Origin of the sequence: Citrobacter sp. RHBSTW-00599 (genome assembly GCF_013784065.1) — a bacterium.
Classification (GTDB): Bacteria; Pseudomonadota; Gammaproteobacteria; order Enterobacterales; family Enterobacteriaceae; genus Citrobacter; species Citrobacter braakii.
In genome coordinates this window covers 2,993,929-3,016,126 of the sequence record NZ_CP056717.1, presented here as the reverse complement: position 1 = coordinate 3,016,126, position 22,198 = coordinate 2,993,929, and the positions used below count along the sequence as shown (strand labels likewise).

27 protein-coding genes are annotated in these 22,198 nt (G+C 50.4%); 17 read left to right on the top strand and 10 right to left on the bottom strand.

Annotated elements, in window-relative coordinates; translation table 11 throughout:
• Positions 1-384 precede the first annotated feature (384 nt).
• The 10 genes from HV243_RS14885 (at position 385) to HV243_RS14840 (ending at position 8,209) form a co-directional block, all read left to right on the top strand.
• Positions 385-1,971 (top strand): ABC transporter substrate-binding protein, encoded by a 1,587-nt coding sequence (locus HV243_RS14885; protein ID WP_053389824.1) that lies wholly within the window; start codon positions 385-387, stop codon positions 1,969-1,971.
• Complete coding sequence (locus HV243_RS14880) at positions 1,971-2,945, top strand: ABC transporter permease (RefSeq protein ID WP_016156289.1); 975 nt, start codon at positions 1,971-1,973, stop codon at positions 2,943-2,945. The genes HV243_RS14885 and HV243_RS14880 overlap by 1 nt, the downstream gene beginning before the upstream one ends.
• Positions 2,935-3,747, top strand: a complete 813-nt coding sequence (locus tag HV243_RS14875) for an ABC transporter permease (RefSeq protein ID WP_046275919.1) — start codon at positions 2,935-2,937, stop codon at positions 3,745-3,747. Before HV243_RS14880 ends, HV243_RS14875 begins: the two co-directional genes overlap by 11 nt.
• Positions 3,741-4,535 (top strand): ATP-binding cassette domain-containing protein, encoded by a 795-nt coding sequence (locus HV243_RS14870; RefSeq protein WP_016152790.1) that lies wholly within the window; start codon positions 3,741-3,743, stop codon positions 4,533-4,535. The genes HV243_RS14875 and HV243_RS14870 overlap by 7 nt, the downstream gene beginning before the upstream one ends.
• The gene (locus HV243_RS14865) at positions 4,519-5,109 is read left to right on the top strand and encodes an ATP-binding cassette domain-containing protein (protein WP_046275920.1); all 591 of its coding nucleotides are present in this window, start codon (positions 4,519-4,521) and stop codon (positions 5,107-5,109) included. The genes HV243_RS14870 and HV243_RS14865 overlap by 17 nt, the downstream gene beginning before the upstream one ends.
• A gap of 124 nt (positions 5,110-5,233) precedes the next feature.
• Complete coding sequence (gene zinT / locus HV243_RS14860; RefSeq protein WP_230851707.1) at positions 5,234-5,845, top strand: metal-binding protein ZinT; 612 nt, start codon at positions 5,234-5,236, stop codon at positions 5,843-5,845.
• A gap of 140 nt (positions 5,846-5,985) precedes the next feature.
• Positions 5,986-6,624: a leucine efflux protein LeuE gene (leuE, locus tag HV243_RS14855; RefSeq protein WP_016152793.1), complete on the top strand. Its 639-nt coding sequence runs from the start codon at positions 5,986-5,988 to the stop codon at positions 6,622-6,624.
• 173 nt (positions 6,625-6,797) lie between these two features.
• Positions 6,798-7,160 (top strand): DUF1971 domain-containing protein YeaR, encoded by a 363-nt coding sequence (gene yeaR, locus HV243_RS14850; protein ID WP_005120376.1) that lies wholly within the window; start codon positions 6,798-6,800, stop codon positions 7,158-7,160.
• A 3-nt stretch (positions 7,161-7,163) separates the two neighbouring features.
• A complete protein-coding gene (locus tag HV243_RS14845) occupies positions 7,164-7,346 on the top strand; it encodes a DUF1869 domain-containing protein (protein WP_003832433.1) in 183 nt (60 codons plus the stop codon).
• 215 nt (positions 7,347-7,561) lie between these two features.
• Complete coding sequence (locus HV243_RS14840) at positions 7,562-8,209, top strand: hypothetical protein (RefSeq protein WP_053389826.1); 648 nt, start codon at positions 7,562-7,564, stop codon at positions 8,207-8,209.
• A gap of 49 nt (positions 8,210-8,258) precedes the next feature.
• Here the strand turns inward: HV243_RS14840 and fdhF are convergent, their stop codons facing one another.
• On the bottom strand, positions 8,259-10,406 hold the full coding sequence (gene fdhF, locus HV243_RS14835) for a formate dehydrogenase subunit alpha (protein WP_053389827.1): 2,148 nt from the start codon (positions 10,404-10,406) through the stop codon (positions 8,259-8,261).
• Between the two features lie 359 nt (positions 10,407-10,765).
• Between fdhF and HV243_RS14830 the strand changes: the two genes are divergently transcribed.
• Positions 10,766-11,014 (top strand): GlsB/YeaQ/YmgE family stress response membrane protein, encoded by a 249-nt coding sequence (locus HV243_RS14830; protein ID WP_016152796.1) that lies wholly within the window; start codon positions 10,766-10,768, stop codon positions 11,012-11,014.
• 49 nt (positions 11,015-11,063) lie between these two features.
• Here HV243_RS14830 and yoaJ read toward each other — a convergent pair whose 3' ends face one another.
• Genes yoaJ through HV243_RS14815 form a run of 3 tightly spaced genes read right to left on the bottom strand, consistent with a single transcriptional unit; the run spans position 11,064 to position 12,312 of the window.
• Positions 11,064-11,138, bottom strand: a complete 75-nt coding sequence (yoaJ, locus tag HV243_RS14825; RefSeq protein ID WP_100250076.1) for a protein YoaJ — start codon at positions 11,136-11,138, stop codon at positions 11,064-11,066.
• Between the two features lie 2 nt (positions 11,139-11,140).
• Positions 11,141-11,239 carry a YoaK family small membrane protein gene (locus HV243_RS14820; RefSeq protein WP_032941789.1) on the bottom strand — a complete coding sequence of 33 codons (99 nt, stop codon included), beginning with the start codon at positions 11,237-11,239 and terminating at the stop codon, positions 11,141-11,143.
• A 47-nt stretch (positions 11,240-11,286) separates the two neighbouring features.
• Positions 11,287-12,312 (bottom strand): sensor domain-containing diguanylate cyclase, encoded by a 1,026-nt coding sequence (locus tag HV243_RS14815; protein WP_131352113.1) that lies wholly within the window; start codon positions 12,310-12,312, stop codon positions 11,287-11,289.
• A gap of 186 nt (positions 12,313-12,498) precedes the next feature.
• On the opposite strand from HV243_RS14815, the gene HV243_RS14810 reads away from it, so the two are divergent.
• Positions 12,499-12,747, top strand: coding sequence for a DUF333 domain-containing protein (locus HV243_RS14810; RefSeq protein ID WP_047358589.1), 249 nt, complete (start codon positions 12,499-12,501; stop codon positions 12,745-12,747).
• Positions 12,748-12,754: 7 nt separating this feature from the next.
• On the opposite strand, the gene HV243_RS14805 is transcribed toward HV243_RS14810, so the two are convergent.
• Positions 12,755-13,102 (bottom strand): DUF488 domain-containing protein, encoded by a 348-nt coding sequence (locus tag HV243_RS14805; RefSeq protein WP_016152799.1) that lies wholly within the window; start codon positions 13,100-13,102, stop codon positions 12,755-12,757.
• 198 nt (positions 13,103-13,300) lie between these two features.
• Here HV243_RS14805 and HV243_RS14800 point away from each other — a divergent pair, with 198 nt between their 5' ends.
• Entirely contained in the window at positions 13,301-14,008 is a 708-nt protein-coding gene (locus HV243_RS14800; RefSeq protein ID WP_047417929.1) for a CTP synthase, read from the top strand.
• Positions 14,009-14,045: 37 nt separating this feature from the next.
• On the opposite strand, the gene HV243_RS14795 is transcribed toward HV243_RS14800, so the two are convergent.
• Positions 14,046-15,233 carry a CynX/NimT family MFS transporter gene (locus tag HV243_RS14795; RefSeq protein ID WP_053390093.1) on the bottom strand — a complete coding sequence of 396 codons (1,188 nt, stop codon included), beginning with the start codon at positions 15,231-15,233 and terminating at the stop codon, positions 14,046-14,048.
• A 99-nt stretch (positions 15,234-15,332) separates the two neighbouring features.
• Here HV243_RS14795 and HV243_RS14790 point away from each other — a divergent pair, with 99 nt between their 5' ends.
• Complete coding sequence (locus HV243_RS14790; protein WP_047358592.1) at positions 15,333-16,151, top strand: helix-turn-helix transcriptional regulator; 819 nt, start codon at positions 15,333-15,335, stop codon at positions 16,149-16,151.
• Here the strand turns inward: HV243_RS14790 and HV243_RS14785 are convergent.
• From HV243_RS14785 to dgcJ, 3 genes are all read right to left on the bottom strand, one after another.
• Complete coding sequence (locus HV243_RS14785; RefSeq protein ID WP_016152803.1) at positions 16,108-16,554, bottom strand: DUF441 domain-containing protein; 447 nt, start codon at positions 16,552-16,554, stop codon at positions 16,108-16,110. The genes HV243_RS14790 and HV243_RS14785 overlap by 44 nt on opposite strands.
• Before the next feature lie 137 nt (positions 16,555-16,691).
• Positions 16,692-17,195, bottom strand: a complete 504-nt coding sequence (locus HV243_RS14780; protein WP_053390092.1) for a YbaK/prolyl-tRNA synthetase associated domain-containing protein — start codon at positions 17,193-17,195, stop codon at positions 16,692-16,694.
• Positions 17,196-17,239: 44 nt separating this feature from the next.
• A complete protein-coding gene (dgcJ, locus tag HV243_RS14775; RefSeq protein WP_053390091.1) occupies positions 17,240-18,730 on the bottom strand; it encodes a diguanylate cyclase DgcJ in 1,491 nt (496 codons plus the stop codon).
• Positions 18,731-18,895: 165 nt separating this feature from the next.
• Here dgcJ and HV243_RS14770 point away from each other — a divergent pair, with 165 nt between their 5' ends.
• Genes HV243_RS14770 through HV243_RS14760 form a run of 3 tightly spaced genes read left to right on the top strand, consistent with a single transcriptional unit; the run spans position 18,896 to position 20,805 of the window.
• A complete protein-coding gene (locus HV243_RS14770; RefSeq protein ID WP_053390090.1) occupies positions 18,896-19,666 on the top strand; it encodes a class I SAM-dependent methyltransferase in 771 nt (256 codons plus the stop codon).
• Positions 19,667-19,720: 54 nt separating this feature from the next.
• Entirely contained in the window at positions 19,721-20,131 is a 411-nt protein-coding gene (locus HV243_RS14765) for a hemerythrin domain-containing protein (protein WP_053390089.1), read from the top strand.
• A 35-nt stretch (positions 20,132-20,166) separates the two neighbouring features.
• On the top strand, positions 20,167-20,805 hold the full coding sequence (locus HV243_RS14760) for a CatB-related O-acetyltransferase (protein WP_016156305.1): 639 nt from the start codon (positions 20,167-20,169) through the stop codon (positions 20,803-20,805).
• Positions 20,806-20,880: 75 nt separating this feature from the next.
• On the opposite strand, the gene HV243_RS14755 is transcribed toward HV243_RS14760, so the two are convergent.
• A complete protein-coding gene (locus HV243_RS14755) occupies positions 20,881-22,164 on the bottom strand; it encodes a YeaH/YhbH family protein (protein ID WP_181603843.1) in 1,284 nt (427 codons plus the stop codon).
• Positions 22,165-22,198: the final 34 nt, after the last annotated feature.

Here is a 22,198-nt window from a genome sequence, read left to right as displayed (position 1 = left end):
GGGAATGATAATAAAAATAATTATCATTATATGTTTACATAACTTATCACTTCTGGTGTTTTTCTTGAATAAATATACATAAATTGTCATTAATTTTAGCTAAGTAAATAGCGGAAATGACCAATAATTAGTATTTGTAATCATTAGCTTGTAATTAATTTGCCATTAATTGAATGGCTAACATTTAATCTATTTTCGGTGATTCAGAGGGTACTCAATTAGGAGTATCAGAAAAAGTATGATAATTTTAGAAAATCGTCATACTTTTCTGCGCCGCATCATTTTTTTCGTCATTTCAGTCCGCCATAATCCCTTCCCCAGGAGACCGTTTAACGGCAATGAATCGTTGAGCGGCATAAAAATAACGCAAATCTGGATAACATAATGATTAAAGGCAAGCTGGCACTGCTTACGTGCGCATTGACTCTCGCATTAACCTCACCACTTCTCGCCGCGCAAAATGTGAGCGAGGGTCAGACGTTGAAGCTGGCAATTGGACCTGAGCCAACGGAAGGGTTTGACCCGATGCTGGGCTGGAGTCATGGCAGCTATTTGCTTTTGCATGCACCATTATTAAAACAAAACGTAGATATGAGCTGGGGTAATCTGCTGACGGAAAAAGTTGAAACCAGTGCTGACGGCAAAACCTGGACGTTGACGTTAAAACCCGACCTTAAATTCTCCGATGGTTCCCCGCTAACCGCTGAAGATGTGGTGTTCACCTATAATAAAGCCGCAAAGAGCGGCGGCAAAATCGACATGGGTAACTTTACTCATGCCAGCCTAAAAGATAACCGCACGGTAGAAATTACGCTGCGCAGCCCGCAGAGCACCTTTGTGAACGTGCTGGGCTCTTTGGGTATTGTTCCGGAAAAACGGTATGACGAAAAAACATTCGCCAAAAATCCGATTGGCGCGGGCCCTTATCGGTTGGTGAGTTTTCAGCCGGGGCAACAGCTGATCGTGGAGGCGAACCCCTGGTATGCCGGTAAGAAAAATGATTTCAGTAAGCTGGTGTTTGTCTTCCTTGATGAAGATAACGCTTATGCCGCAGCGCGCAGTGGTCAACTGGGACTCGTGCGTATCGCGCCTTCGATGGCGGTTGCGCCTCAACAGCAGAATTTGAAGCTTTGGGTACGCGACAGCGTGGAAAATCGTGGCATTGTGTTCCCGATGGTTCCAGCGGGTAAAAAAGACGCCAATGGTTATCCGATCGGTAACGATATTACGGCTGATATCGCCATCAGACGCGCCATCAACTACGCCATCGATCGTAAACAACTTGCCGATCAGGTCATGGAAGGTCATGCGATTCCGGCGTATAGCGCGGTTCAGGGCCTGCCATGGCAGGGACAGTCAGTTGCGTTCAAAGATGGCGACAGCGAAAAAGCACGGATGATTCTGGAAGAAGCCGGCTGGAAGGTGGGGAAAGATGGCGTACGTGTGAAAGACGGTAAAGAGGCTCGCCTGACTCTGTGGTACGCCAGCGGTGACAGTACGCGCCGGGATCTAGCCGAGGCCGTACGTGCGATGCTGGAGCCCGTGGGTATTCAGGTCTCGCTGCAATCCGGAAGCTGGGAAACCGTTGAGCGGCATATGCATGCGAATCCGACGCTGTTTGGCTGGGGAAGCCTGGATCCGATGGAGCTTTTCCATCACTACAGCAATCAGGCCGCGGGCGTGGAATACTACAATCCAGGCTATTACAGCAATCCCGTCGTTGAACAACATCTTAAACAGGCCATTGATGCTCCGGACTGGCAAAAAGCGTTGCCTTTCTGGCAACAGGTGGAGTGGGATGGCAAGCAAGGGGCTGGGGTGCAGGGCGATGCCGCCTGGGCATGGCTGCTGAACATTCAGCACACTTATCTGGCAAATCCGTGTATTGACTTAGGCAAAGGCGCGCCGGAGATCCACGGTAGCTGGTCCCTGCTCAATAATCTGGATGAATGGACCTGGACCTGCCGTTGATGAAGTCTGTTGTAGGCCATTTTCTACGGCTGATAGTGTTATTAGTGCTGGTTGCGGCTGGCACTTTTATGCTGCTCAGCTTTTCTCCTGTCGATCCGATTCGCGCCTATATTGGCAACGATCTCCTGCACGTGCCGCCGGAACAATATGCGCGTATCGCTGCTCGCTGGGGATTAGACCAGCCGTTATGGGAGCGTTTTGGTCACTGGTTTATACGTGTATTGCAGGGCGATCTCGGCTACTCAATGTTGTTTAATGCACCGGTTGCCAGCGTAATCAAGGAGCGCTTTGCGACTTCGTTTGCCTTGCTTGGCGGCGCGTGGCTGCTCTCCGGCATACTGGGAACGGCAATGGGGTTTGTCGCGGGTCGTTATCTGAATCGCTGGCCGGATAAAGCAATCTGTCGACTCAGCTATCTGCTTTCGTCGTTGCCGACCTTCTGGATTGGCATGCTGCTGCTGGCGTTATTTGCCGTGCGCTGGCCGGTATTTCCGGTCTGCTGCGCGTGGGAGCCGGGCAACAGTGGTGATATGGCCACGCTGGCTGAGCGTCTGCGCCATTTAGTGCTGCCCGTTTGCGCGCTAAGTTTATTGGGACTTGGCCAAATTACACTTCATACGCGGGAAAGTATCGCCAGCGTGATGAAAAGCGATTTTGTCCGTTTTGCGCGTTCTCAGGGAGATAAAGGCTGGTCGCTGTTGCGTCATCAGGTTCTGCGCCACGCTATCACGCCCGCGCTGTGCCTGCAGTTCGCCTCGCTGGGAGAACTGCTGGGCGGCGCACTGCTAGCGGAAAAAGTTTTTGCTTATCCGGGACTGGGACAGGCCACTATTGATGCCGGATTACGCGGCGATCTGCCGTTACTGATGGGAATTGTGTTGTTCAGTACCGTGTTAGTGTTCATTGGCAACTCGCTGTCTACCTGGCTTGTCCATGTGTTGAACCGTGCTCTGGAGCGACCTGATGCTCTATAATCCGACGCCGACGCTGATTCGTCTTCTGCTCTCTTTTAGCTGCCTGCTAGGCATTGCGGTGTATGGCGCAGCGACGCTGGATAACCCATTGAGCGTTAATCTGCTTGCCCGTCATTTACCGCCTGATGCGCTGTATTGGTTTGGCACCGATAACCTCGGTCGCGATCTGTGGATTCGTTGCTTTCAGGGCGCGTTAACCAGTCTGCAAATTGGTATTGGCGCGGCGTTGTGCAGCGGCTTCATCGCATTACTGATGGCGGCGGTTTCACGTATACATCCGCGTCTGGATGTACTAATGCGTCTGATTACCGATGCCATGCTGTCAATGCCGCATCTGCTGTTGCTCATATTGATCTGTTTCACTCTGGGTGGCGGAAAGAATGGGGTGATTATGGCGGTTGCGTTGACCCACTGGCCGCGTCTGGCGCTAATCCTGCGTGCCGAAGCGCAGCGCGTGGCCCACAGTGACTATCTAACATTGACCTGGCGTCTGGGACACGGACATTTTTACTGCTGGCGGCATCACTATCTCCCGGCATTGTTACCCCAGTGGTTAACGGGAACCTTGCTGATGTTTCCCCACGCGGTGTTGCACAGCGCGGCGTTGAGCTTCCTCGGTTTTGGGCTGGCGCCGCATGAACCATCGCTGGGCCTGTTGCTGGCTGATGCGCTGAGGTTTATCAGTCATGGCGACTGGTGGTTAGTGCTGTTTCCCGGGCTGATGCTATTCAGTCTGGTTATGTTATTCGATCAGCTCGCAAGGGCAGTGCATCGTTTATGGTTACGAGGTGACGCATGTTGAGTTTAAGACAGGTCTCGCTGGACGTGGCGCGTTATCGCTGGTACGGCGCGAGAAACTGGTCTTCGCTGTTGCAGGATATCTCTTTCGACGTAGCGCCTGGTCAGATGGTGGCGTTAGTTGGGGGTAGTGGGGAAGGTAAAAGCCTGTTGCTGCAATGTCTGCTTGATCTCTTACCGGACAATTTGCGTTTCAACGGCTCCATCACCCTGGAGGGGAAAACGCTGGACAGTGATGATATTCGCAAATGTCGTGGTAATACTTTCAGCTATGTCCCGCAAGGCGTTCAGGCGCTTAACCCGCTGCTCTCGATTGAAAAGCATCTGCGCAGGGCAAGTCAGCTCTCCGGCCAGGCCTGGAATGCCGGAAAAATTGAACGATTGCTCCAGCGTAGCCAACTGGAAAGTCGCGTATTAGATGCCTTCCCACGCCAGCTTTCAGGGGGGATGGCGAAACGTGTTCTGGCCTGTCACGCGTCGCTGAGTCAGGCTCGCTATATTCTGGCGGATGAAATTACCGCCTGGCTTGATGCACCGCTGGCTAATCAACTGCTTGAACAGCTACGTGAGCAATGTGAGCAAGGGGCTGGCGTTTTATGGGTAACGCACGACCTCACGCTGGCCGCTCGCCACGCGGACCGCATTGTCGCGCTGCATCAGGGAAGGGTGTCGGATAACGTCAGCCGGGAACAGCTGTTACGCGGAGAGATCAGCGAGCATCTGCAACGCCAATGGCGGGCGCTGCCTGAAAGAAATCAACTTTTTGGAGAGCGCGATGCTGTGCTGTCGTGAGGTGACGATTTGTCAGGGAGGAAAGGTGCTTTGGCAAAATCTGACCTTCTCTCTGCGCCCCGGAGAACGCATTGGGGTTTGCGCACCCAGCGGAACCGGCAAAACAACGTTGGGGCGCATACTGGCGGGCTGGCAAAAACCGACCTCGGGTGACATTCTGGTTGATGACCAACCGCTGCCAATGCACCAGTATTGCCCGGTGCAACTGGTGCCACAGCATCCGGAATTAACCTTTAATCCGCGGCGCAGCACCGGCGATGCGGTTTATGATGCCTGGCGACCTGATGCTGAACTGCTTACCCGTCTTCACATCAACCCTGAGTGGTTAACCCGCCGTCCCGGACAGCTTTCTGGCGGTGAACTGGCGCGAATTGCTTTACTTCGCGCGCTGGATCCGCGGACACGTTTTCTTATTGCCGATGAAATTACCGCCCAGCTCGATCCTTCCATTCAAAAAGATATCTGGGTATTGCTGCTTGAAGAGTGCCAGCGTCGGCCATTAGGTATGCTCATTATCAGCCATCAGCAGGCTCTGCTTGAGCAGATTTGCTCCAGAAAACTCATTGAAGCGTGAGGCAATAACGTGCAGTAATGTCTATTGATTAAATTGTTACGTTATATTATAACAATTCACTCGCAAACGATTTGAGGGTGAAATTTTGGCTATTCGTTTTAACAAACTGACAATCGCTCTGGGGATGCTTTTAGTCAGTGGGCAGGTTTTGGCGCATGGTCATCATTCCCATGGTGCGCCGATGAGTGAAGTAGAACAAAAGGCGTCGGAAGGGGTATTTGATGATAACCAGGTGCAGAACCGGGCGCTGTCCGACTGGGATGGCATGTGGCAATCTGTCTATCCGTATCTGGTCAGTGGCGAACTTGATCCGGTTTTCAAAAAGAAAGCGGAGAAAGATAAAAGCAAAACGGCAGAACAAATTAAAGCTTATTACCGTACAGGCTATGCAACCAATGTAGACACCATCGGCATCGAAGATGGCGTGATGGAATTTCACACCGGTAATCAGGTCGCATCGTGCAAATACGATTATGCCGGGTATAAAATCTTGCACTATAAATCAGGCAAGAAAGGTGTACGGTATCTGTTTGAGTGTAAAGCCGCTGACAGCAAAGCGCCTAAATACGTGCAATTCAGCGATCATATTATCGCGCCGCGTAAATCGAGCCACTTCCATATCTTTATGGGAAATACCTCGCAGGCTGCCTTGCTTGAGGAGATGGAAAACTGGCCTACCTACTACCCTTATCAGCTGAAGGGCGAAGAAGTAGTGGATGAGATGCTGCACCATTAATCTGGGCTAACCTTATCTGTACACACCCGCCACCAGTGGCGGGTTTTTTTAATTAATAACCTGCTCTTTCCATCACCTGTCGCATTCGTTAGCATATTGTATCGCAGCAAGTGCATGTGTTTTTTCAGGAAGAGGTTAACGTGTTCGCAGAGTATGGAGTTCTGAATTACTGGACGTATCTGGTGGGGGCTATTTTTATCGTGCTGGTACCGGGGCCAAATACGATATTTGTGCTGAAAAACAGCGTCGGTAGGGGAGTAAAGGGGGGGTATCTCGCCGCCAGCGGTGTGTTTATTGGTGATGCCGTGTTGATGTTTTTGGCCTATGCCGGTGTTGCTGCATTGATTAAAACAACGCCCGTTTTGTTCAATATCGTTCGTTATCTTGGCGCTTTCTATTTACTGTATCTTGGCGCGAAGATCCTGTATGCAACACTGAAATCGAAAGCAAGCGACGCCGCGCCTGAGGAAGTCCCGTTTGGCGCTATTTTTAAGCGCGCATTAATCCTGAGCCTGACCAATCCCAAAGCTATTCTGTTTTATGTGTCGTTTTTCGTGCAGTTTATTGATGTCAATGCGCCGCATTCAGGGCTGTCATTCTTTATTCTGGCTATTACGCTTGAGATAGTGAGCTTTTTCTATTTGAGCTTCCTTATTTTCTCCGGCGCGTTTGTGACGCAATATATCCGTACGAAGAAGAAACTGGCCAAAGTGGGTAATTCCCTTATCGGCCTGATTTTCGTTGGTTTTGCCGCCCGTCTGGCCACGCTTCAATCGTGATGCCATCGGCCCGCTGAGTGCGGCGGGCCTTTAATATTGCGCTCTGCTTTTCATTTATAATCGTAGGGTTATAACCAATAAATGGTATTTTAAATGTATATTTTGAGGCGTACCCTGTGTACAGCAGCGGTTCATTATGACTCGCTGGTTGTCGACTGGAAAAGGGAAGAAAAATGCTTCAAATTCCACAGAATCATATCCATACACGCTCTACGCCATTCTGGAACAAAGAAACGGCGCCTGCCGGAATTTTCGAACGCCACCTTGATAAAGGGACCCGAGCCGGGGTTTATCCTCGACTTTCGGTTATGCAGGGGGCGGTCAAATATCTCGGATACGCAGACGAACACAGTCCGGAGCCAGTAGAGGTAATGATTATTGAAGCCGGTCAGTTTGGCGTTTTTCCACCGGAAAAATGGCATAACATCGAAGTGATGACCGACGATACTTACTTTAATATCGATTTTTTCGTTGCCCCGGAAGTTCTGATGGAGAGTGCAAATCAACGAAAAGTCGTGCGCACCGGCAAGGAGTAAATCATGGGTAAAGCAACCTATACCGTAACCGTGACCAATAACAGCAACGGTGTTTCTGTTGATTATGAAACAGAGGCGCCAATGACATTACTGGTGCCGGATGTGGCAGCTGAAGTGGTCAAAGATCTGGTCAATACCGTGCGTTCGTACGATACCGAAAATGAGCACGAAGTCTGCGGGTGGTAGGCATTAGTCACTGCTACTGATTGAGTATATTAGTTTTTAATCTAAAAACTGCACTGCGCTTTGACGGCGCAGTGCGTTTTTTTTCTGGGCGGAACAGGGAAATATCCAGAAAGGATTCCTTAAGAATACCTTAAGAGATTCGCATTGATTGCTAATAGTTGATCATTCACAGGGGTTATGATCGCGAAACAGATATAAAACAGAACATCGCGCTTATGAAACTCAATACCCGACTTACATTACCCACAATCATTCTCGGATTAGCCATCGTGGCGATCCCGTTCGCCGCGAACTGGCATCTCCCGCTACTCAACGGTACTGTCGTCAGCTGGATTGAAAATGGCCAGGCGCTATGGCTGCTGTTTGGTGCCATATTTACACTCAGCTACATCAGGCCCTTATCACGTCCCGAAGGCGAGAAGCAATTTTGGCTTTGGGCGGCAGCGTGGTGGCTGGTATTACTGGGCCGAAGCACAAGTTGGGGCCGCGATTATTTTCCTGAGCATCCCAAACTCCTGTTCCGGGCTATCTCAGTGGTATTGATTGCCATGATTATTCTGCCAGTGCTGATTTCGAAGCGCTTACGCCAGGATATTGCCCGTCGCTTGCGCAATGAACCGCTACCTCTGTGGCTGTTAGCGATCACCACCTGTGCATTTTTGATCTCCGATACGGTAGAGCATCATCGTCTGCTGGCTCCCATCTTTCTGCACAATGCTCAGTATGGCGATCTGATTGAAGAACTGTACGAACTACCGTTTATGGCGGGATTGTTTCTGATGAACCTCGGCTTTATGCGGCGGGATAAGCAGGAGGAAGCTGCATCCATCCGCTTTAGTGAACCACTGCTGGCGAAGTCATGAGATAAGGCCTGAGTCTGGAAAGCCAGACTCAGGCGATGATGGCGGTGATTTACGCAATAGCCTCACACAGACGTGACTTCATATCGCTATACGTTTGTGCGGCATATTTTTCTGCCCACCCCTGATCGGTAATGTGCTCAATATTTACGGCGCAATATTTGGTTTCCGGCGTTTTCGAAATAGGATCGAGATTGTCCTGGGTTAACTCGTTACACGCGCCAATCCACCATTGATAGGTCATATAGACCGTTCCGGCATTGATGCGCTCGGAGACATCCGCGCGGCTGATAACCTTACCGCGGCGCGAGCTGACCCATACCAGATCGCGATGACGAATACCCAATTTTTCAGCATCATGGGTATTGATTTGCACATACCCAGGCTCGTCTGCCAGTGCTTGCAACGCTGCGCAGTTGCCGGTCATCGAACGGCAGGAGTAGTGCCCAACCTCACGCACGGTACACAGCACCAGCGGATATTGTTCATCAGGAACTTCTGCAGGCGCTCGCCACGGTGCGGCAAACAGTTTGCCTTTGCCATTGGCGGTATCAAACTGGCTGTGCGCGTAAAGGTAGGGCGTACCAGGACTATCGAGATCGGGACATGGCCACTGAACATGACCCATCTCACCCATTTTCTCATAGGTCACGCCGTAGAACAGTGGACACAGCTCGCGCATCTCATCCCAGATTTGCTGGTTATTTTGATACTGCATTGGATAGCCCATTTCGCTGGCCAGCAGGCTGATAATCTCCCAGTCACGCTTTACATCACCGGTGGGTTCAATCGCTTTCTCAAAACGTTGGAAACCGCGATCGGCGCAGGTAAAGACGCCACCGTGTTCACCCCATGAGGTGGCAGGCAGGAGGACATCGGCCATTTCCGCCGTCTTGGTCATGAAGATATCCTGCACGACGATAAAATCGAGCGCGTTAAATCCTTCGCGGACCAGACCCAAATCGGCCTCGGTTTGCAGCGGATCTTCTCCCATGATGTAGTAGGCTTTGATTTTGCCTTCGATAGCCAGATGCGGAACTTCGGTGATGCGGGTTCCAACCTTGTCATCCATCTGATTAACGTCAATGCCCCATGCGGTGGCAAATTTGTCCCTGACGGCGAAATCGGTTACGTCCTGATACCCTGGAAACTGGTTAGGCAGCACCCCCATATCGCACGCGCCCTGCACGTTATTTTGCCCGCGCACCGGGCCAACACCGACGTTAGGGCGTCCCAGATTTCCGGTCAGCAAGGCCAGGCTCGACAAACCACGAACCACGTCAACGGCCTGACCAAACTGGGTGACGCCCATCCCCCACATCACGGTGGCCGATGGCGCCGCAGCAAATGTACGCATCGCCTGACGAACCTGCTGTGCGGGAACACCGGTTAAATGTTCAACGTCTTCAGGCGCATACTCCTTAACGGTTTCCCAGTATGTTTCCAGTCCTTCCGCATGCTTTTGTACATACTCGCGATCGTAGAGTTGCTCCTCGATGAGAACATGGCCAAACGCGTTGACCAGCGCCATATTGCAACCGTTTTTCAACTGCAAATGTTGGTCAGCGATACGGGCAGTTTCAATCCGGCGTGGGTCGCAGACAATGATTTTTGCGCCGTTCTGGCGAGCTTTAATTACCCGGCGGGCCACAATTGGGTGTGAATCGGCACAGTTATAACCAAAGATCAGCAGGCATTTTGAGTTTTCAATGTCGCTGATGGAATTGCTCATGGCGCCATTGCCTAACGTTTCCTGTAACCCGGCCACGGAAGGGCCGTGACAGACGCGGGCACAGCAATCGACATTGTTGGTATGGAGCACGCCACGTGCGAATTTTTGCATCACGTAGTTGGTCTCATTCCCAGTTCCACGGGAAGATCCGGTGGTCATGATGGCACGAGGGCCATAGGTATTTTTGATTTCAGTTAAGCGTTTTGCGGTGTAGCGAATGGCTTCATCCCAGCTAACGGGAGTGAATTTTCCACCTTTTTCATAACGGATCATCGGGCGGGTCAGACGGGGAGTCAGAAGGCGAGTGTCGTTAAGAAAGTCCCAACCATAATAGCCTTTCAGGCATAACTGATTTTGGTTCGTTACACCCTCTGCGGCCTCAGCGCGGATGATTTTGTTATTCTCAACAACAAGCTTGAGCTTGCACCCGGCCCCACAGTATGGGCATACACTGGTGATTTTTTTCATCAATAACAGACCTGTTAAATGCTGAAATAGCGCGAATTGTAGACGCAGTCACGCGATACGCATCGCGGACTACGATGTGTCGTAGTGACGGGCTGTTTAAGCATAAAGTGTGCCAGAAGTGAAAACCCAGCAATAGCAGGGGCTGACGGCCAAAGCGTTAAGCAGAATGACTGACGATTCGACATTAATGACGAGGCGCGACAAAATTAGTCTGCCGGTCAGCGGTGTAACCTTATGAAACATCAGAAAAAGATGAAAAACAGAAGTGATAGCGATCACAAATTTTAATTTTTCAGCGCTATGCTATGCTTTTATACGACGAGTGAATCGTTAATTTAAAAACATAAGCGAGGGAAATTATGGGCATTATTTCATGGGTGGTTTTCGGTCTTATTGCTGGGATTTTGGCAAAATGGATTATGCCGGGTAAAGATGGCGGCGGATTCTTTATGACCATTATCTTAGGGGTTGTCGGTGCGGTAGTGGGTGGCTGGATCAGCACCTTCTTTGGTTTTGGTAAAGTCGATGGTTTCAACTTCGGTAGTTTCGCCGTGGCGGTGATCGGTGCGATTGTGGTGTTGTTTATCTACAGAAAAATCAAAAGCTAAGTAAACATACAGACAATAGAGGCCACTAATATGTGGCCTTTTTCTTAGGTCACCACCAGCCGAATTCTGTTCCCTGAACGACGATGATAGCCACGCCAATCATAATAAGCGTTGTTTTTTTCATCGTTATGCTCCCGGCGCAGCGTAGCCGCCAATAAAAAACCAGGATAAGAAAACGACAGCGGAAATGAAAATGATGACGGGGAAAATAATACCGAGTCGCATACGATTATCTGCCAGAGTTATTTAAAGACGGGTTAGCATAGCAGGGCTTAATGTACGACAAAAGTGGTTTTATCCTGACGCTTTTTATCCTTGTACATTGCGCTGTCTGCGAGGTGAAGCGCGCAGTTTACATCAGTCTCCAACGGATTAATTTCCACCACGCCCAGACTGGCGCCAGGATAAAATAGATGAATGTCGCCCAGGTGGTAGTCACCACAAATTTGCTGTTGTAGCTGATTTTTCACCTGCTGCAGGCGGTCCCGCGGATCCCTGTCATCTTCCGGTGACAGGCTCACGACTAAAAATTCGTCACCACCCAGTCGCCCAAGGATATCATTGTCACCGCATTCGCGAAGCAGACGCTGACCAATCTGGATCAGAAACTGGTCGCCAACCTCGTGGCCAAAGCGGTCATTGATCAATTTGAAATCATCCAAATCAATATAGGCAAAAATAATCTTCTGCCTGAGATGTCGGGCAAGGGAAAAAAGAGTCTCAACATTCTCAAAAATGGCGCGCCGATTCGGTAATCCGGTCAGAGCATCGGTGTAAGAGTGCGCAATCAGCGCGGCATTCGCTTCGCGTAACTGAGCAACCAGCGACTCTTTTTGAATTGACTGGGCGATCAGGCCTGCAAACAGATGTAACACCTGTTCGCCACGTTGGCTTAATGTGTGCTGGTGGCGACTGGTGGCGCAGAGCGTACCGTAAAACGTTCCGTCGGGAAGATGAACCGGCGTGCTCAGGAAAGTGGTTATCTCCAGCGCGCGGGCGGCGGTACACTCCGGCCAGCGAGCGGGGACGTTGTCGCTGTACAGACAGTTTTCGTCTATGGCGCGTTTGCATAGCGTCTCATCCCAGGGTACGGACAGCCCTTCAGGGATCTGCATCTGCTTGCTATTGCGCGCATACAAAATATGCTGCAGGCGGGCATCTAAATCGACCTTAGTTAAATAGGTGGATTCCATCTCAGTCACCACTTCCAGCATCTCCAGAAGTTGCCGAACCAGGCTCTCAACTGACTGCTCCGTGGCTAAGGATTGTGAGACTCTGGCAAGGATCATGTCCGACATGAGGTGTAAATGCTCCTGAGTAATGACTGGGCTGACGTGGCCCGCATGATAGAACATCAAGATGAAAGATGAAACACGCCATCCCGCTCAAAACTTAAACATTAAATTGAAAGCTGACAGTAAAACATGGAGATAGATGGAAAGTCGGGGTAACCTGCCGGGATAAGGTTTTTAACAGGAGTCGATATGAAACTGGCGTCTATTATTTTGCCCGGCTTGTTGGTGTTAGCGGGATGTACCACTCAGCCCGAAGCCCCCAAACCGCCGAAGATTGGTCTGGCGAATCCGGCTTCGGTATATTGCGAACAAAAGGGCGGCTCGCTGATTGCGGTGCAGACCCCGCAAGGCGTAAGGTCGGACTGCAAATTACCGGGCGGGGAAGTGATTGATGAATGGGCGCTCTGGCGCAGAGAGCATCCGACAACGGGCAAATGAAATCCGGTTAGCATTGACGTATCCATTCAGCCAGCACCAGCGCGTGGTTTTGCTGGGTGTTTTTCGCCGCATACAGTAGCGTTAAGGTTTGCTGTCGGGCAATCTCTGCGAGACGCTTTCCTTCCTGCTGCTGTAGGGCGAGTTCAGCGCGATATTGCTCGGAAAAGTGTGTGAAATCAATCAATTCTGCGTGGAACGCCTTGCGTAAATCAGATGATGGCGTAAGCGCTTTATTCCATTCGTTAAAAATAAGGTCGGTCTTTTTTACCCCGCGAGGCCACAACCTGTCGACCAGTACGCGATAACCATCATTTTTTTCTGCTGGGTCATATACGCGTTTACATTGAATTTTCATCTTTTCATCCGCTCCATTAATCCACTGCTTTGATATATTTCGACACCTTTATTACGGTTAAATAAGATCGTAAAACGTGACAATTGTAACATTCTGCCCGTCCTGACTCCCAATTTAAGGGATTGTGATACCAACAAAAAATCGGTAGGCTGAGGCTCCTTATATTGTCCCTCATTGTCTGGACATAAGGAAAGCTTAATGGAAATTTCCCCGTTTAAAGATACGCTTCGCATTGCGCTGGTGGGTGATTACAGCCCTGATATTGTGGCGCATCAGGCCATCCCTCTTGCTATCGATGATGCCGCTGCCGTCCTGGAATTAGTGGCTGATTATGACTGGCTAACCACCTCTGATATTAGCAGCAGTGAAGATCTGATTGGCTATGATGCTATTTGGGTCGTTCCTGGCAGTCCATATCGGCACCTGGAAGGCGCACTGATCGCGATACGCTACGCGCGTGAAAACAGCATCCCATTCCTCGGGACCTGTGGCGGTTTTCAACATGCGATTCTGGAGTATGCCCGCAACGTGCTGGGCTGGAGTGATGCTGCCCATGCGGAAACGGATACCACGGGGCGGATGGTCATCGCACCGTTGACCTGCTCGCTGGTAGAAAAAACGGATGATATTGAACTGAGGGCCAATACGCTGATTGCCAAAGCCTACGGACGGGGTGTTATCTCCGAGGGGTATCACTGTAACTATGGCGTATCGGAAGATTTTGCCGCCGAGCTTGAGAGCGGTGATCTTCGTGTGACTGGCTGGGATGAGGCGGGTGATATCCGTGCCATTGAGCTGGTGACGCATCCTTTTTTTGTCGGCACACTCTTTCAGCATGAACGTGGAGCGCTGGCGGGAAAACCCGTGCAGTTAGTTCAGGCAATGCTGCGCGCTGCGCGAGGATAAAAAAACGGGCAGGTTGTTCTCAAACCTGCCCGCTGCTTTATGCGCTTGCTATCTCCCGATTACGCCCTGCGCACAAACCAAACACCGCCATCAGTATCGCTAACACGGCGACCCCAGCTAATGGAATCAGCCAGCTACCATTGAGGTCGTGAATCTTACCCATCAGCGGTGGCCCACAGGCAGCCAGTAAATACCCGACGGATTGTGCCATGCCGGACAGTGCCGCGGCCTGATGCGCTGAGCTTGCGCGCAGGCCAATAAAGGTCAAACCAAGGATCATTGTGGCGCCTGAGCCAAAGCCAAACAGTATGGTCCATAGCAAAGCCTGCCCGGGCATTACCGCGAATCCCGCTGCGCCGACGGCGCACATTAACGAAACCAGTGCGGCGATAGCGCGCTGATCCTTAAATCTGTTCAGGACGAGAGGGATCAATAACCCCGGCGCGGCGGTTGCCAGTTGCAGTAAACCATGCAACGAACCGGCCTGCGCTTCGCTGTAGCCGTGGCTGATTAAAATGGCGGGTAGCCAGCCAATGATCACGTAGTAGATAAGTGAATTGATCCCGAGAAACAGCGTCACCTGCCAGGCAAGGCTCGAACGCCAGATCGCGCGGGAATGCAAAGCGCGCGAGTTGCTCAAACTGGCATTGGCTGTCTGGCGACATTGGGGTAACCAGATAATCAGCGCCAGCAGCGGAAAGACCATCAGTACCATCAGCGCACCGCGCCAGCCAAACCCGTTCAGCGCCAGCGGAACCACAATAGCTGAACCCAGTGCCGCCGCTGCGCCCATAGTCAGCGAGTATGCGCCAGTGAGTTTTGCCACATGCTGAGCAAAATCACGCTTAATCAGCCCAGGTAACAGCACATTTCCCAGCGCGATTCCGCAACCAATGATAGCGGTGCCGCTAAACAGGAAACCTGGCGTGGGCAGAGAACGTATCGCAATACCAGCGCAAATCAGTAGCATTGCGGCAAACAGGCTGCATTCGATACCCCAACGGCGTGCAACGGCGGCGGCCAGAGGCGATACCAGTGCGAAGGCCAGCAGCGGCAGGGTGGTCAGAAGTCCCGTCTGGGCGGTACTCAGGCCGTAGTCGGTGCGAATTGCATCCAGCAGCGGGGCGGCTCCGGTAAAGGTGACGCGCAGCGTGGTGGCAATCATCAGGATCCCCGCGATCAGCCAGGCTGCGTTTTTGCCGCGGGAGGAAGGCATATTTGTCATTTTTTTCTCATATCGTCAGGCGAGGCGATACTTTAGCGTTTTTACTCAATGGATGAATCAAGCTAAAATGACAGTTTATCGCTAAAAACGGACATTTTTATGTTAGGACTGAGACTGGATGGGTATGAGCCCGACCTTTACCACGATGCGGCGGTGGCGTTTTGTATTCAGGCCCGGGAAGATGAACTCTTCAGTCCGCTGCATCAGCACCGTAAGGGGCAGTTGATTCTGGCCTTGCATGGCGCGATCACCTGTGAGGTTGAAAATGCTATGTGGATGGTGCCTCCACAATATGCGGTATGGATCCCCGGTGAAATTCCACACAGCAATCACGTTACCGTTGGGGCGCAACTGTGCTTTTTGTTTATTGAGCCGCAGGCAGTAGTGATGCCTGAACGCTGCTGCACCCTGAAAATCGCCCCATTATGTCGGGAGCTCATTCTGGCGCTGGCGTCCAAAACGGATGATCAACGGCTGGAGCCGTCTACCCAGCGGCTGACACAAGTGCTATTTGATGAACTCCCGCAGCAGCCGCAGGAGCAAATGCAGTTGCCGGTTTCCGATCACCCGAAAATCCGCAGAATGGTCGCGACGATGGCGCGGGAGCCCGCGCAGTGGCAGACGCTGGGACAGTGGGCCAGCGTATTTGCGATGAGTGAGCGGAACCTCGCCCGTCTGGTCGTTAAAGAAACGGGGTTGAGTTTTCGCCGCTGGCGTCACCAGCTTCAATTGATTCTGGCGTTGCAGGCGCTGATAGATGGTCATAACGTGCAACAGGTTGCGCAAATGCTCGGTTACGATTCGACCACGGCATTTATCACCATGTTCAAAAAAGGCCTGGGACAGACGCCAGGCCGTTATCTGGCTGGACTGGCTACTGCTTCCCAACAATCAATGACACCAGACCTGCCGCAATGAGCGGTCCCACCGGCACACCGCGAAATAGCGCCACGCCCAGTACCGTACCCACCAGTAAACCGGCCACAAGCTGAGGCTGGCTGCCCATGAGCGTGACACCGCGCCCGCCAAGCCAGGAGACGAATACCCCGATGGCAATAGCGACCAGTGATTTCCAGTTCACAAAGGAGTGGATGAGCGTGGAGGGGGGGAGCGTTCCGCTGGCGATCGGCGCCATGACGCCAATGGTTAGAATTATAATCCCGACGGTCAGGCCCTGTTTTTCTATCCATGGAAAGAAAGTATTCAGAGGGGTAACACGAACAATGATCAGCACCAGAATTGAAACAGCGACAGTGGTGTTGTGGCTGACAAAGCCCAGAGCTGCCAGTCCGAGCAGGATCAGCAGAGTGACATCAAACATCGTAGTTTCCTTGCCAAAAGAAAAAATAAGCCTGCTTACTGTACGCGTAAACGCGTGACGGAACAGGCTTTTTTTAATGATTATGATTTTTTTTGGGCTAATGCACGATGCTACGTTTTTACACCTGACTCGAGCGGCTATTGTACGCGGCGGAACGGGAGTAATTCCGGTTTCGCGATACGTAGGTAATCTGCGGTATCCATGATCACGGATTTTTCCAGCACTCCGGCATTGAACGCAATTTCGTTAAAACGCTCAAACAATAGCGGATCGGCGACCAGCTTAAGATTTGGATGGAAGCTAAACGGTGGAATAGCGCCGAATACACAGCCTGTCAGCGCATCGACTTCCGCCGGGCTGGCAAGTGATGCTCTTAACCCGCCGATATGACTGGCTAACTGGCTCAGGTCGGCCTGCTGGTCGGCAGAAAGAATCGCCAGGACATGCTGATTAACGCCGTTGCCTTTGACCTTACAAACCAGCGCTTTTGCTCCCTGGCCCAGTGCGGTACCGCGAATTTCAGAAACCGCTTCACATTTGCCGACCGCTTCATGGCTTACCACGCGATACGTCGCGCCTTGTTCTGACAACAGCGAAATTAAACGCTGATGCGTTGCGTTACCTTTGTTCACTTCCGTCATGACTTACTCCTGGTACAACAATGAAAATCCTGTCAGAAAAATGATTACGCATCCGCGCGTTTTTTCTGTTTGTTCAGGTAGAGCTGTGCATCGGATGCTTTGTAGGCATCATCAATGGTGTCGCTTGGCTGCATATTATAAATCCCTGCGGAGAAGCTGATTGCTCTATCTTGCGCAATAATTTGTAAGTTATAGCGAATCCTCTCCAGCAGACGTGGCGTTAATTCAGCGGGGTAATCGATGAGGATAATGCAAAACTCATCCCCACCGAGGCGGATGGCATAGTCGTTTTTGCGAATCGAGGTTTGAATGGCTCTAGCCAGAATGGTGATAATGCGATCGCCTTCCTTATGCCCCAGCGTATCATTAATGACTTTTAGTTTATCGCAATCAATGGCGATAAAGGTCACAAGGGTGCCCGCGTTTACCAACTGCTGTAAACGCTGTTCGAGCGTCGGCGTTAAAATTTTGCGGTTGTAGAGCCCGGTCATCGCGTCACTGATATTTTCACGCGTGACGTTGTGATACAGCCGAAAATGCGTTCTGACCATATTCAGCAACAGTATTGTCGCCAGCAGATAGAAGGCGAATACTTTCCAGGAGGAGACAATAAAGTACATAAAATCAAGCGATAAGGTGATGCGTATACCGCCAGGCATGTCCTCCTGGTAGTGAACATAGCTAAACAGGTTGTTCTCACTTTGGTGAACGAGTATCTCTTTACCTGAGTTGATGTCCGAAAGCGTCACGTTAAGATAGCGCCAGACGAGAGGACGGTCGCTGGTATAGAAAATATTCTTTAAATTCTCTTTGTTAATATCCACCATCACCACGCCTTTTAACTTACCGGCATAGTAGACCGGTGTTAAAAAGCTCATCACTTTTTTCTCGGTCAGGTTATCTTCATAAATACGGGAGATTACCGTGCGGCCAGTGAAAATACCGTCAATATCATTCTGGTTGATACCCAGGTTTCCTTTTTGCAAAAACGACCAGTTGTGTATCGCAAATTTCCGCGAGTCGACCAGATCAAAGAAATAGACGTAGTTATTTTTGAGATCGACGTAATATCGAAATTTATACTCCTGCATACCTAAACCATGACCGTAATCTTTCTGTTCACGATTAACGTTTACCGCCCGGTCAAAAGAGGGCAGTAGAAATATGTCTTCAAGTTTCTCGCTACATTTTGTGGTGGGGGTTTGCAACGTACCGTGTAATGGTAGGTAGTTATGCTGGGTGAGGTTGAGCCCATGAGTGCCGTTAACGCTGTCGAAAGAGTTGCAAAGTGCTTTTTGTTGCTCGATAGAAGCGGGTACCTGGGGGGATGAAAATGTGCGCATCAGATGGGCTGCAATACTTTGATTAGTATACTTATCATAGAGAAACGACGAGTCGGCTTTCTCATTGATATAGCGCATGTACGCATTCATTGCTTTATCGCTGGCAATGAGCTCATAAACCAAAAAAGAAAACGTCAAAACAACTACGCTGACGGAGATAAAGAGCCTGAGCGCTTTATGATGCAATTGCATAATGATGTACAGCCCTGTAAGTCTGATACTTCAGTCTATCACACGGCATTCATCCGCTCTAACGCTACTGGGAAGGGCATTTTGTAATAAAAATTATTCGCGTGCTTCACCTTTAACTCTTATTGTTGTATTTATAATGCAACTTATAAGAAAGGAGACAAGCAGATGAGCGCGACTGATAAAGCGGGCCATACGTTCTTAGCCAGCCTGGGCAAAACCCGTCTGCGTCCGGGGGGCGTTGAAGCAACAGAGTGGTTGTTCAGCCAGTCACTGCTGACGCCCGACAGCCAGGTGCTGGAAGTGGCGTGTAACATGGCCACGACGGCGATAGAGTTAGTTCAACGTTTTGGTTGTACGGTATACGCCATTGATATGGATAAAACCGCACTGGCAAACGCCAGAAATAACGTGGCGGCAAATGGTCTGGAAAATCACATTCACGTTATGGCAGCTAACGCTAACACCCTTCCATTTGCGGATAACAGTTTCGACGTTGTGATCAACGAAGCCATGCTGACAATGTATGCCGATAAAGCGAAGGCGAAGTTAATTGCCGAATATTATCGCGTATTGAAGCCCGGCGGGCGTCTGTTAACTCACGACATTATGTTCACCGCACAAAAACTGGGCGCGGGCGAGCAGGGCCAGCTTGTAGAGGTAGTGAAATCAAACGTTAGCCCGATGACCAGACAAGGCTGGCGCGATTTATTTCTGAACAGTGGGTTTGCACAGGTCTTGCAGCAGAATGGCGATATGTCGCTGATGTCGCCGCGAGGATTAATTCGTGATGAAGGGCTGACTGGGGCGGTTAAAATTGTGTTTAACGGCTTACGCACACGCGAAAATCGTCGCCGGTTCCTGAAAATGTTTCGCTTCTTCCGTTCGCAACGTCACCAGCTAAACTACATTGCCTGCTGCTCCGTAAAGGGAAAATAAAAAAGGATAAAAGGATAAAAGGATAAAAGGATAAAAGGATAAAAGGATAAAAGGATGAATATTGATAAAATGAAAAATCAGCATGTTGAAATTCTGGAAAAAATATCATTTCTACGTACGTTGAGCCATGCAGGCGTATCATCCAATGCCCAGGAAATTGCAACTGCGATCGTTAGCATGAGTGCCATTATAAAAACACATTTGTCTGCTGAATATCAGTTCCTTTATCCACATATTGAGCAGGATGGAAATAGTATGCTCAGAAAGGTTAGCTCAAAATTTCAACGTGAAATGACGGATATCGTCAGCGAATATGAAGTTTTTTCCCGGCGCTGGAATATTGCCAGTAAATTAAAAGGTAATGATGAGGCATTCAGACGTGATGCCAACAATGTTCTACGCAAAGTGTATGAGCGTATGCAAAAAGAAAATAAAGACTTCTATCCGCTGGTGGAAAGGATGTAGGGTGTTTTAAAACACAATGATAAAAGGATGGCGAAGTGTCAGAAAAACACTGGTCGAGAATGGAGTACCTTCATCAGACAGTGACCAACCCTAATATAGTTATTAAGGGTACGCATAGCTATTACAGTGACTGCTGGGATCATGGATTCGAACGTTCGGTGGTGCGGTATTTACTCGGTGATGAGATCAGCCGGGACTGGGAACCGCTTGGGCATTTGGATAAGTTGATTATTGGGAATTTCGTCTGCATTGGCGCTGAGAGCGTTATTCTGATGGGGGGAAATAGTACGCACCGGCTTGACTGGATCAGTCTTTATCCCTTTATGGCGTCGATCAAAGATGCCTACGAGTTTCGGGGTGACACGGTGTTGCATGATGGTTGCTGGTTAGGCATGCGCGCCATGATCATGCCAGGCGTTACGCTCGGGGAGGGCGCTGTTGTCGCAGCAGGTGCGGTGGTGACTAAAGATGTGCCACCGTATGCGGTAGTCGGCGGTAATCCGGCAAAAATAATAAAATATCGCCTGCCGGTGGGGGATATTGAACGAATACTGGCCCTTAATTTGTATCAACTTCCGGAAGAGTCGCTCGTGAAAATGCAACCGCTGTTGTCTTCTGGCGATATTTCCGCGCTCGAAGTGGAAGTGGCTAGCCTGAGACAAAATGCTAAATGACATAACATGTGGTCGAAACGCGAGGTCATAAAAATCAACCAGAGGAGATAACCTCTGGCTGATTTATGTATGTGATTAGCTATTGCTGGTTGTACTTTGCTTATGAAACAGTTCGCGAAAGACCGGATAAATATCATCCTGGTCGCGGATATGCTGCATCGCAAAGTTTTCAAACGTTGATTGCAGATGTTCGTATTCACGCCACAAGGTCTGGTGCGCGCGGCGGGTGATTTCGATATAGCTATAATATCGCACCATCGGCAGCAGTTTTTTCGCCAGAATCTCATGACACAACGGGGAATCATCCGCCCAGTTATCACCGTCCGAGGCCTGTGCGGCATAGATGTTCCACTGGGCCGGGTCGTAACGGTCTTTTACCCCTTCATCCATTAACTTCAGCGCGCTGGAAACAATGGTTCCCCCGGTTTCCTGAGAGTAGAAGAACTCGTGCTCATCCACCTCTTTCGCTTGGGTATGGTGGCGAATATAAACCACTTCCACGTTTTTGTAGGTCCGACTCAAGAACAGATACAGCAAGATATAAAAACGCTTGGCCATATCTTTGGTCGACTGATCCATTGAACCGGAGACGTCCATCAGACAGAACATCACTGCCTGGCTGGAAGGATCGGGCCGTTTTTCATAATTCTTGTAGCGTAAATCAAAGGTGTCGATAAACGGCACGCGTTCGATTTTTGCCCGTAGTTCGGCAATCTCTTTGCGTAACCGTTCCTCTTCCAGCAACTGCGCTGGTTCACTTTTTGCGATGGTTTCCAGATCCGCTTCGAGCGCATGCAGTTCGCGACGCTTACCTGCCGTCATCGCTGTGCGGCGCGCCAGTGAGTTTTGCAGGGAGCGAACCACGCTAATGTTGGCAGGCACGCCGTTAGAGGTGAAACCTGCCCGGTGCGTTTTGTACTCCGTTAACTGACGCTGCTGATTCTGCTTCAGGTTAGGAAGTGCTAAATCTTCGAACAACAGATCGAGATATTCATCTTTAGAGATCTGGAAGACGAACTCATCCTGACCCTCGCCATCCTGGCTGGCCTGGCCTTGTCCGCTTCCTGAACCACCGCCGCCGCCCTGCGGGCGTTCAATGCGGTCGTTCTGCACAAAATGGTCGTTACCCGGATGCACGCGATGGCGCAAGCCGCCACGCCCCTGATGGAACATCGGTTCGCTAATATCATCAGTCGGAATAGAGACAGATTCGCCGCTATCCACATCAGTCACCGAACGCTTGTTAATGGCCTCGGAGATCGACTGTTTAATTTGCGATTTATAACGGCGTAAGAAGCGCTGGCGGTTTACCGTGCTCTTGTTTTTGCCGTTAAGACGCCGGTCAATAAACCAGGTCATAAGCCCCCCGTACTGCATTTGCCAACTTTATGCT

What these genes read in the sequence shown, in the direction of transcription:
- HV243_RS14785 (WP_016152803.1), bottom strand. Translation starts at nt 16,554, where the DNA reads ATGTTTGATGTCACTCTGCTGATCCTGCTCGGACTGGCAGCTCTGGGC.
- yeaR (WP_005120376.1), top strand. Translation starts at nt 6,798, where the DNA reads ATGCTTCAAATTCCACAGAATCATATCCATACACGCTCTACGCCATTC.
- HV243_RS14755 (WP_181603843.1), bottom strand. Translation starts at nt 22,164, where the DNA reads ATGACCTGGTTTATTGACCGGCGTCTTAACGGCAAAAACAAGAGCACG.
- HV243_RS14795 (WP_053390093.1), bottom strand. Translation starts at nt 15,233, where the DNA reads ATGACAAATATGCCTTCCTCCCGCGGCAAAAACGCAGCCTGGCTGATC.
- HV243_RS14845 (WP_003832433.1), top strand. Translation starts at nt 7,164, where the DNA reads ATGGGTAAAGCAACCTATACCGTAACCGTGACCAATAACAGCAACGGT.
- HV243_RS14815 (WP_131352113.1), bottom strand. Translation starts at nt 12,312, where the DNA reads ATGTCGGACATGATCCTTGCCAGAGTCTCACAATCCTTAGCCACGGAG.
- HV243_RS14780 (WP_053390092.1), bottom strand. Translation starts at nt 17,195, where the DNA reads ATGACGGAAGTGAACAAAGGTAACGCAACGCATCAGCGTTTAATTTCG.
- HV243_RS14875 (WP_046275919.1), top strand. Translation starts at nt 2,935, where the DNA reads ATGCTCTATAATCCGACGCCGACGCTGATTCGTCTTCTGCTCTCTTTT.
- HV243_RS14885 (WP_053389824.1), top strand. Translation starts at nt 385, where the DNA reads ATGATTAAAGGCAAGCTGGCACTGCTTACGTGCGCATTGACTCTCGCA.
- dgcJ (WP_053390091.1), bottom strand. Translation starts at nt 18,730, where the DNA reads ATGCAATTGCATCATAAAGCGCTCAGGCTCTTTATCTCCGTCAGCGTA.
- zinT (WP_230851707.1), top strand. Translation starts at nt 5,234, where the DNA reads ATGCTTTTAGTCAGTGGGCAGGTTTTGGCGCATGGTCATCATTCCCAT.
- HV243_RS14870 (WP_016152790.1), top strand. Translation starts at nt 3,741, where the DNA reads ATGTTGAGTTTAAGACAGGTCTCGCTGGACGTGGCGCGTTATCGCTGG.
- HV243_RS14840 (WP_053389826.1), top strand. Translation starts at nt 7,562, where the DNA reads ATGAAACTCAATACCCGACTTACATTACCCACAATCATTCTCGGATTA.
- HV243_RS14810 (WP_047358589.1), top strand. Translation starts at nt 12,499, where the DNA reads ATGAAACTGGCGTCTATTATTTTGCCCGGCTTGTTGGTGTTAGCGGGA.
- HV243_RS14880 (WP_016156289.1), top strand. Translation starts at nt 1,971, where the DNA reads ATGAAGTCTGTTGTAGGCCATTTTCTACGGCTGATAGTGTTATTAGTG.
- HV243_RS14770 (WP_053390090.1), top strand. Translation starts at nt 18,896, where the DNA reads ATGAGCGCGACTGATAAAGCGGGCCATACGTTCTTAGCCAGCCTGGGC.
- fdhF (WP_053389827.1), bottom strand. Translation starts at nt 10,406, where the DNA reads ATGAAAAAAATCACCAGTGTATGCCCATACTGTGGGGCCGGGTGCAAG.
- HV243_RS14800 (WP_047417929.1), top strand. Translation starts at nt 13,301, where the DNA reads ATGGAAATTTCCCCGTTTAAAGATACGCTTCGCATTGCGCTGGTGGGT.
- HV243_RS14765 (WP_053390089.1), top strand. Translation starts at nt 19,721, where the DNA reads ATGAATATTGATAAAATGAAAAATCAGCATGTTGAAATTCTGGAAAAA.
- HV243_RS14820 (WP_032941789.1), bottom strand. Translation starts at nt 11,239, where the DNA reads ATGCGACTCGGTATTATTTTCCCCGTCATCATTTTCATTTCCGCTGTC.
- HV243_RS14830 (WP_016152796.1), top strand. Translation starts at nt 10,766, where the DNA reads ATGGGCATTATTTCATGGGTGGTTTTCGGTCTTATTGCTGGGATTTTG.
- HV243_RS14865 (WP_046275920.1), top strand. Translation starts at nt 4,519, where the DNA reads ATGCTGTGCTGTCGTGAGGTGACGATTTGTCAGGGAGGAAAGGTGCTT.
- HV243_RS14790 (WP_047358592.1), top strand. Translation starts at nt 15,333, where the DNA reads ATGTTAGGACTGAGACTGGATGGGTATGAGCCCGACCTTTACCACGAT.
- HV243_RS14805 (WP_016152799.1), bottom strand. Translation starts at nt 13,102, where the DNA reads ATGAAAATTCAATGTAAACGCGTATATGACCCAGCAGAAAAAAATGAT.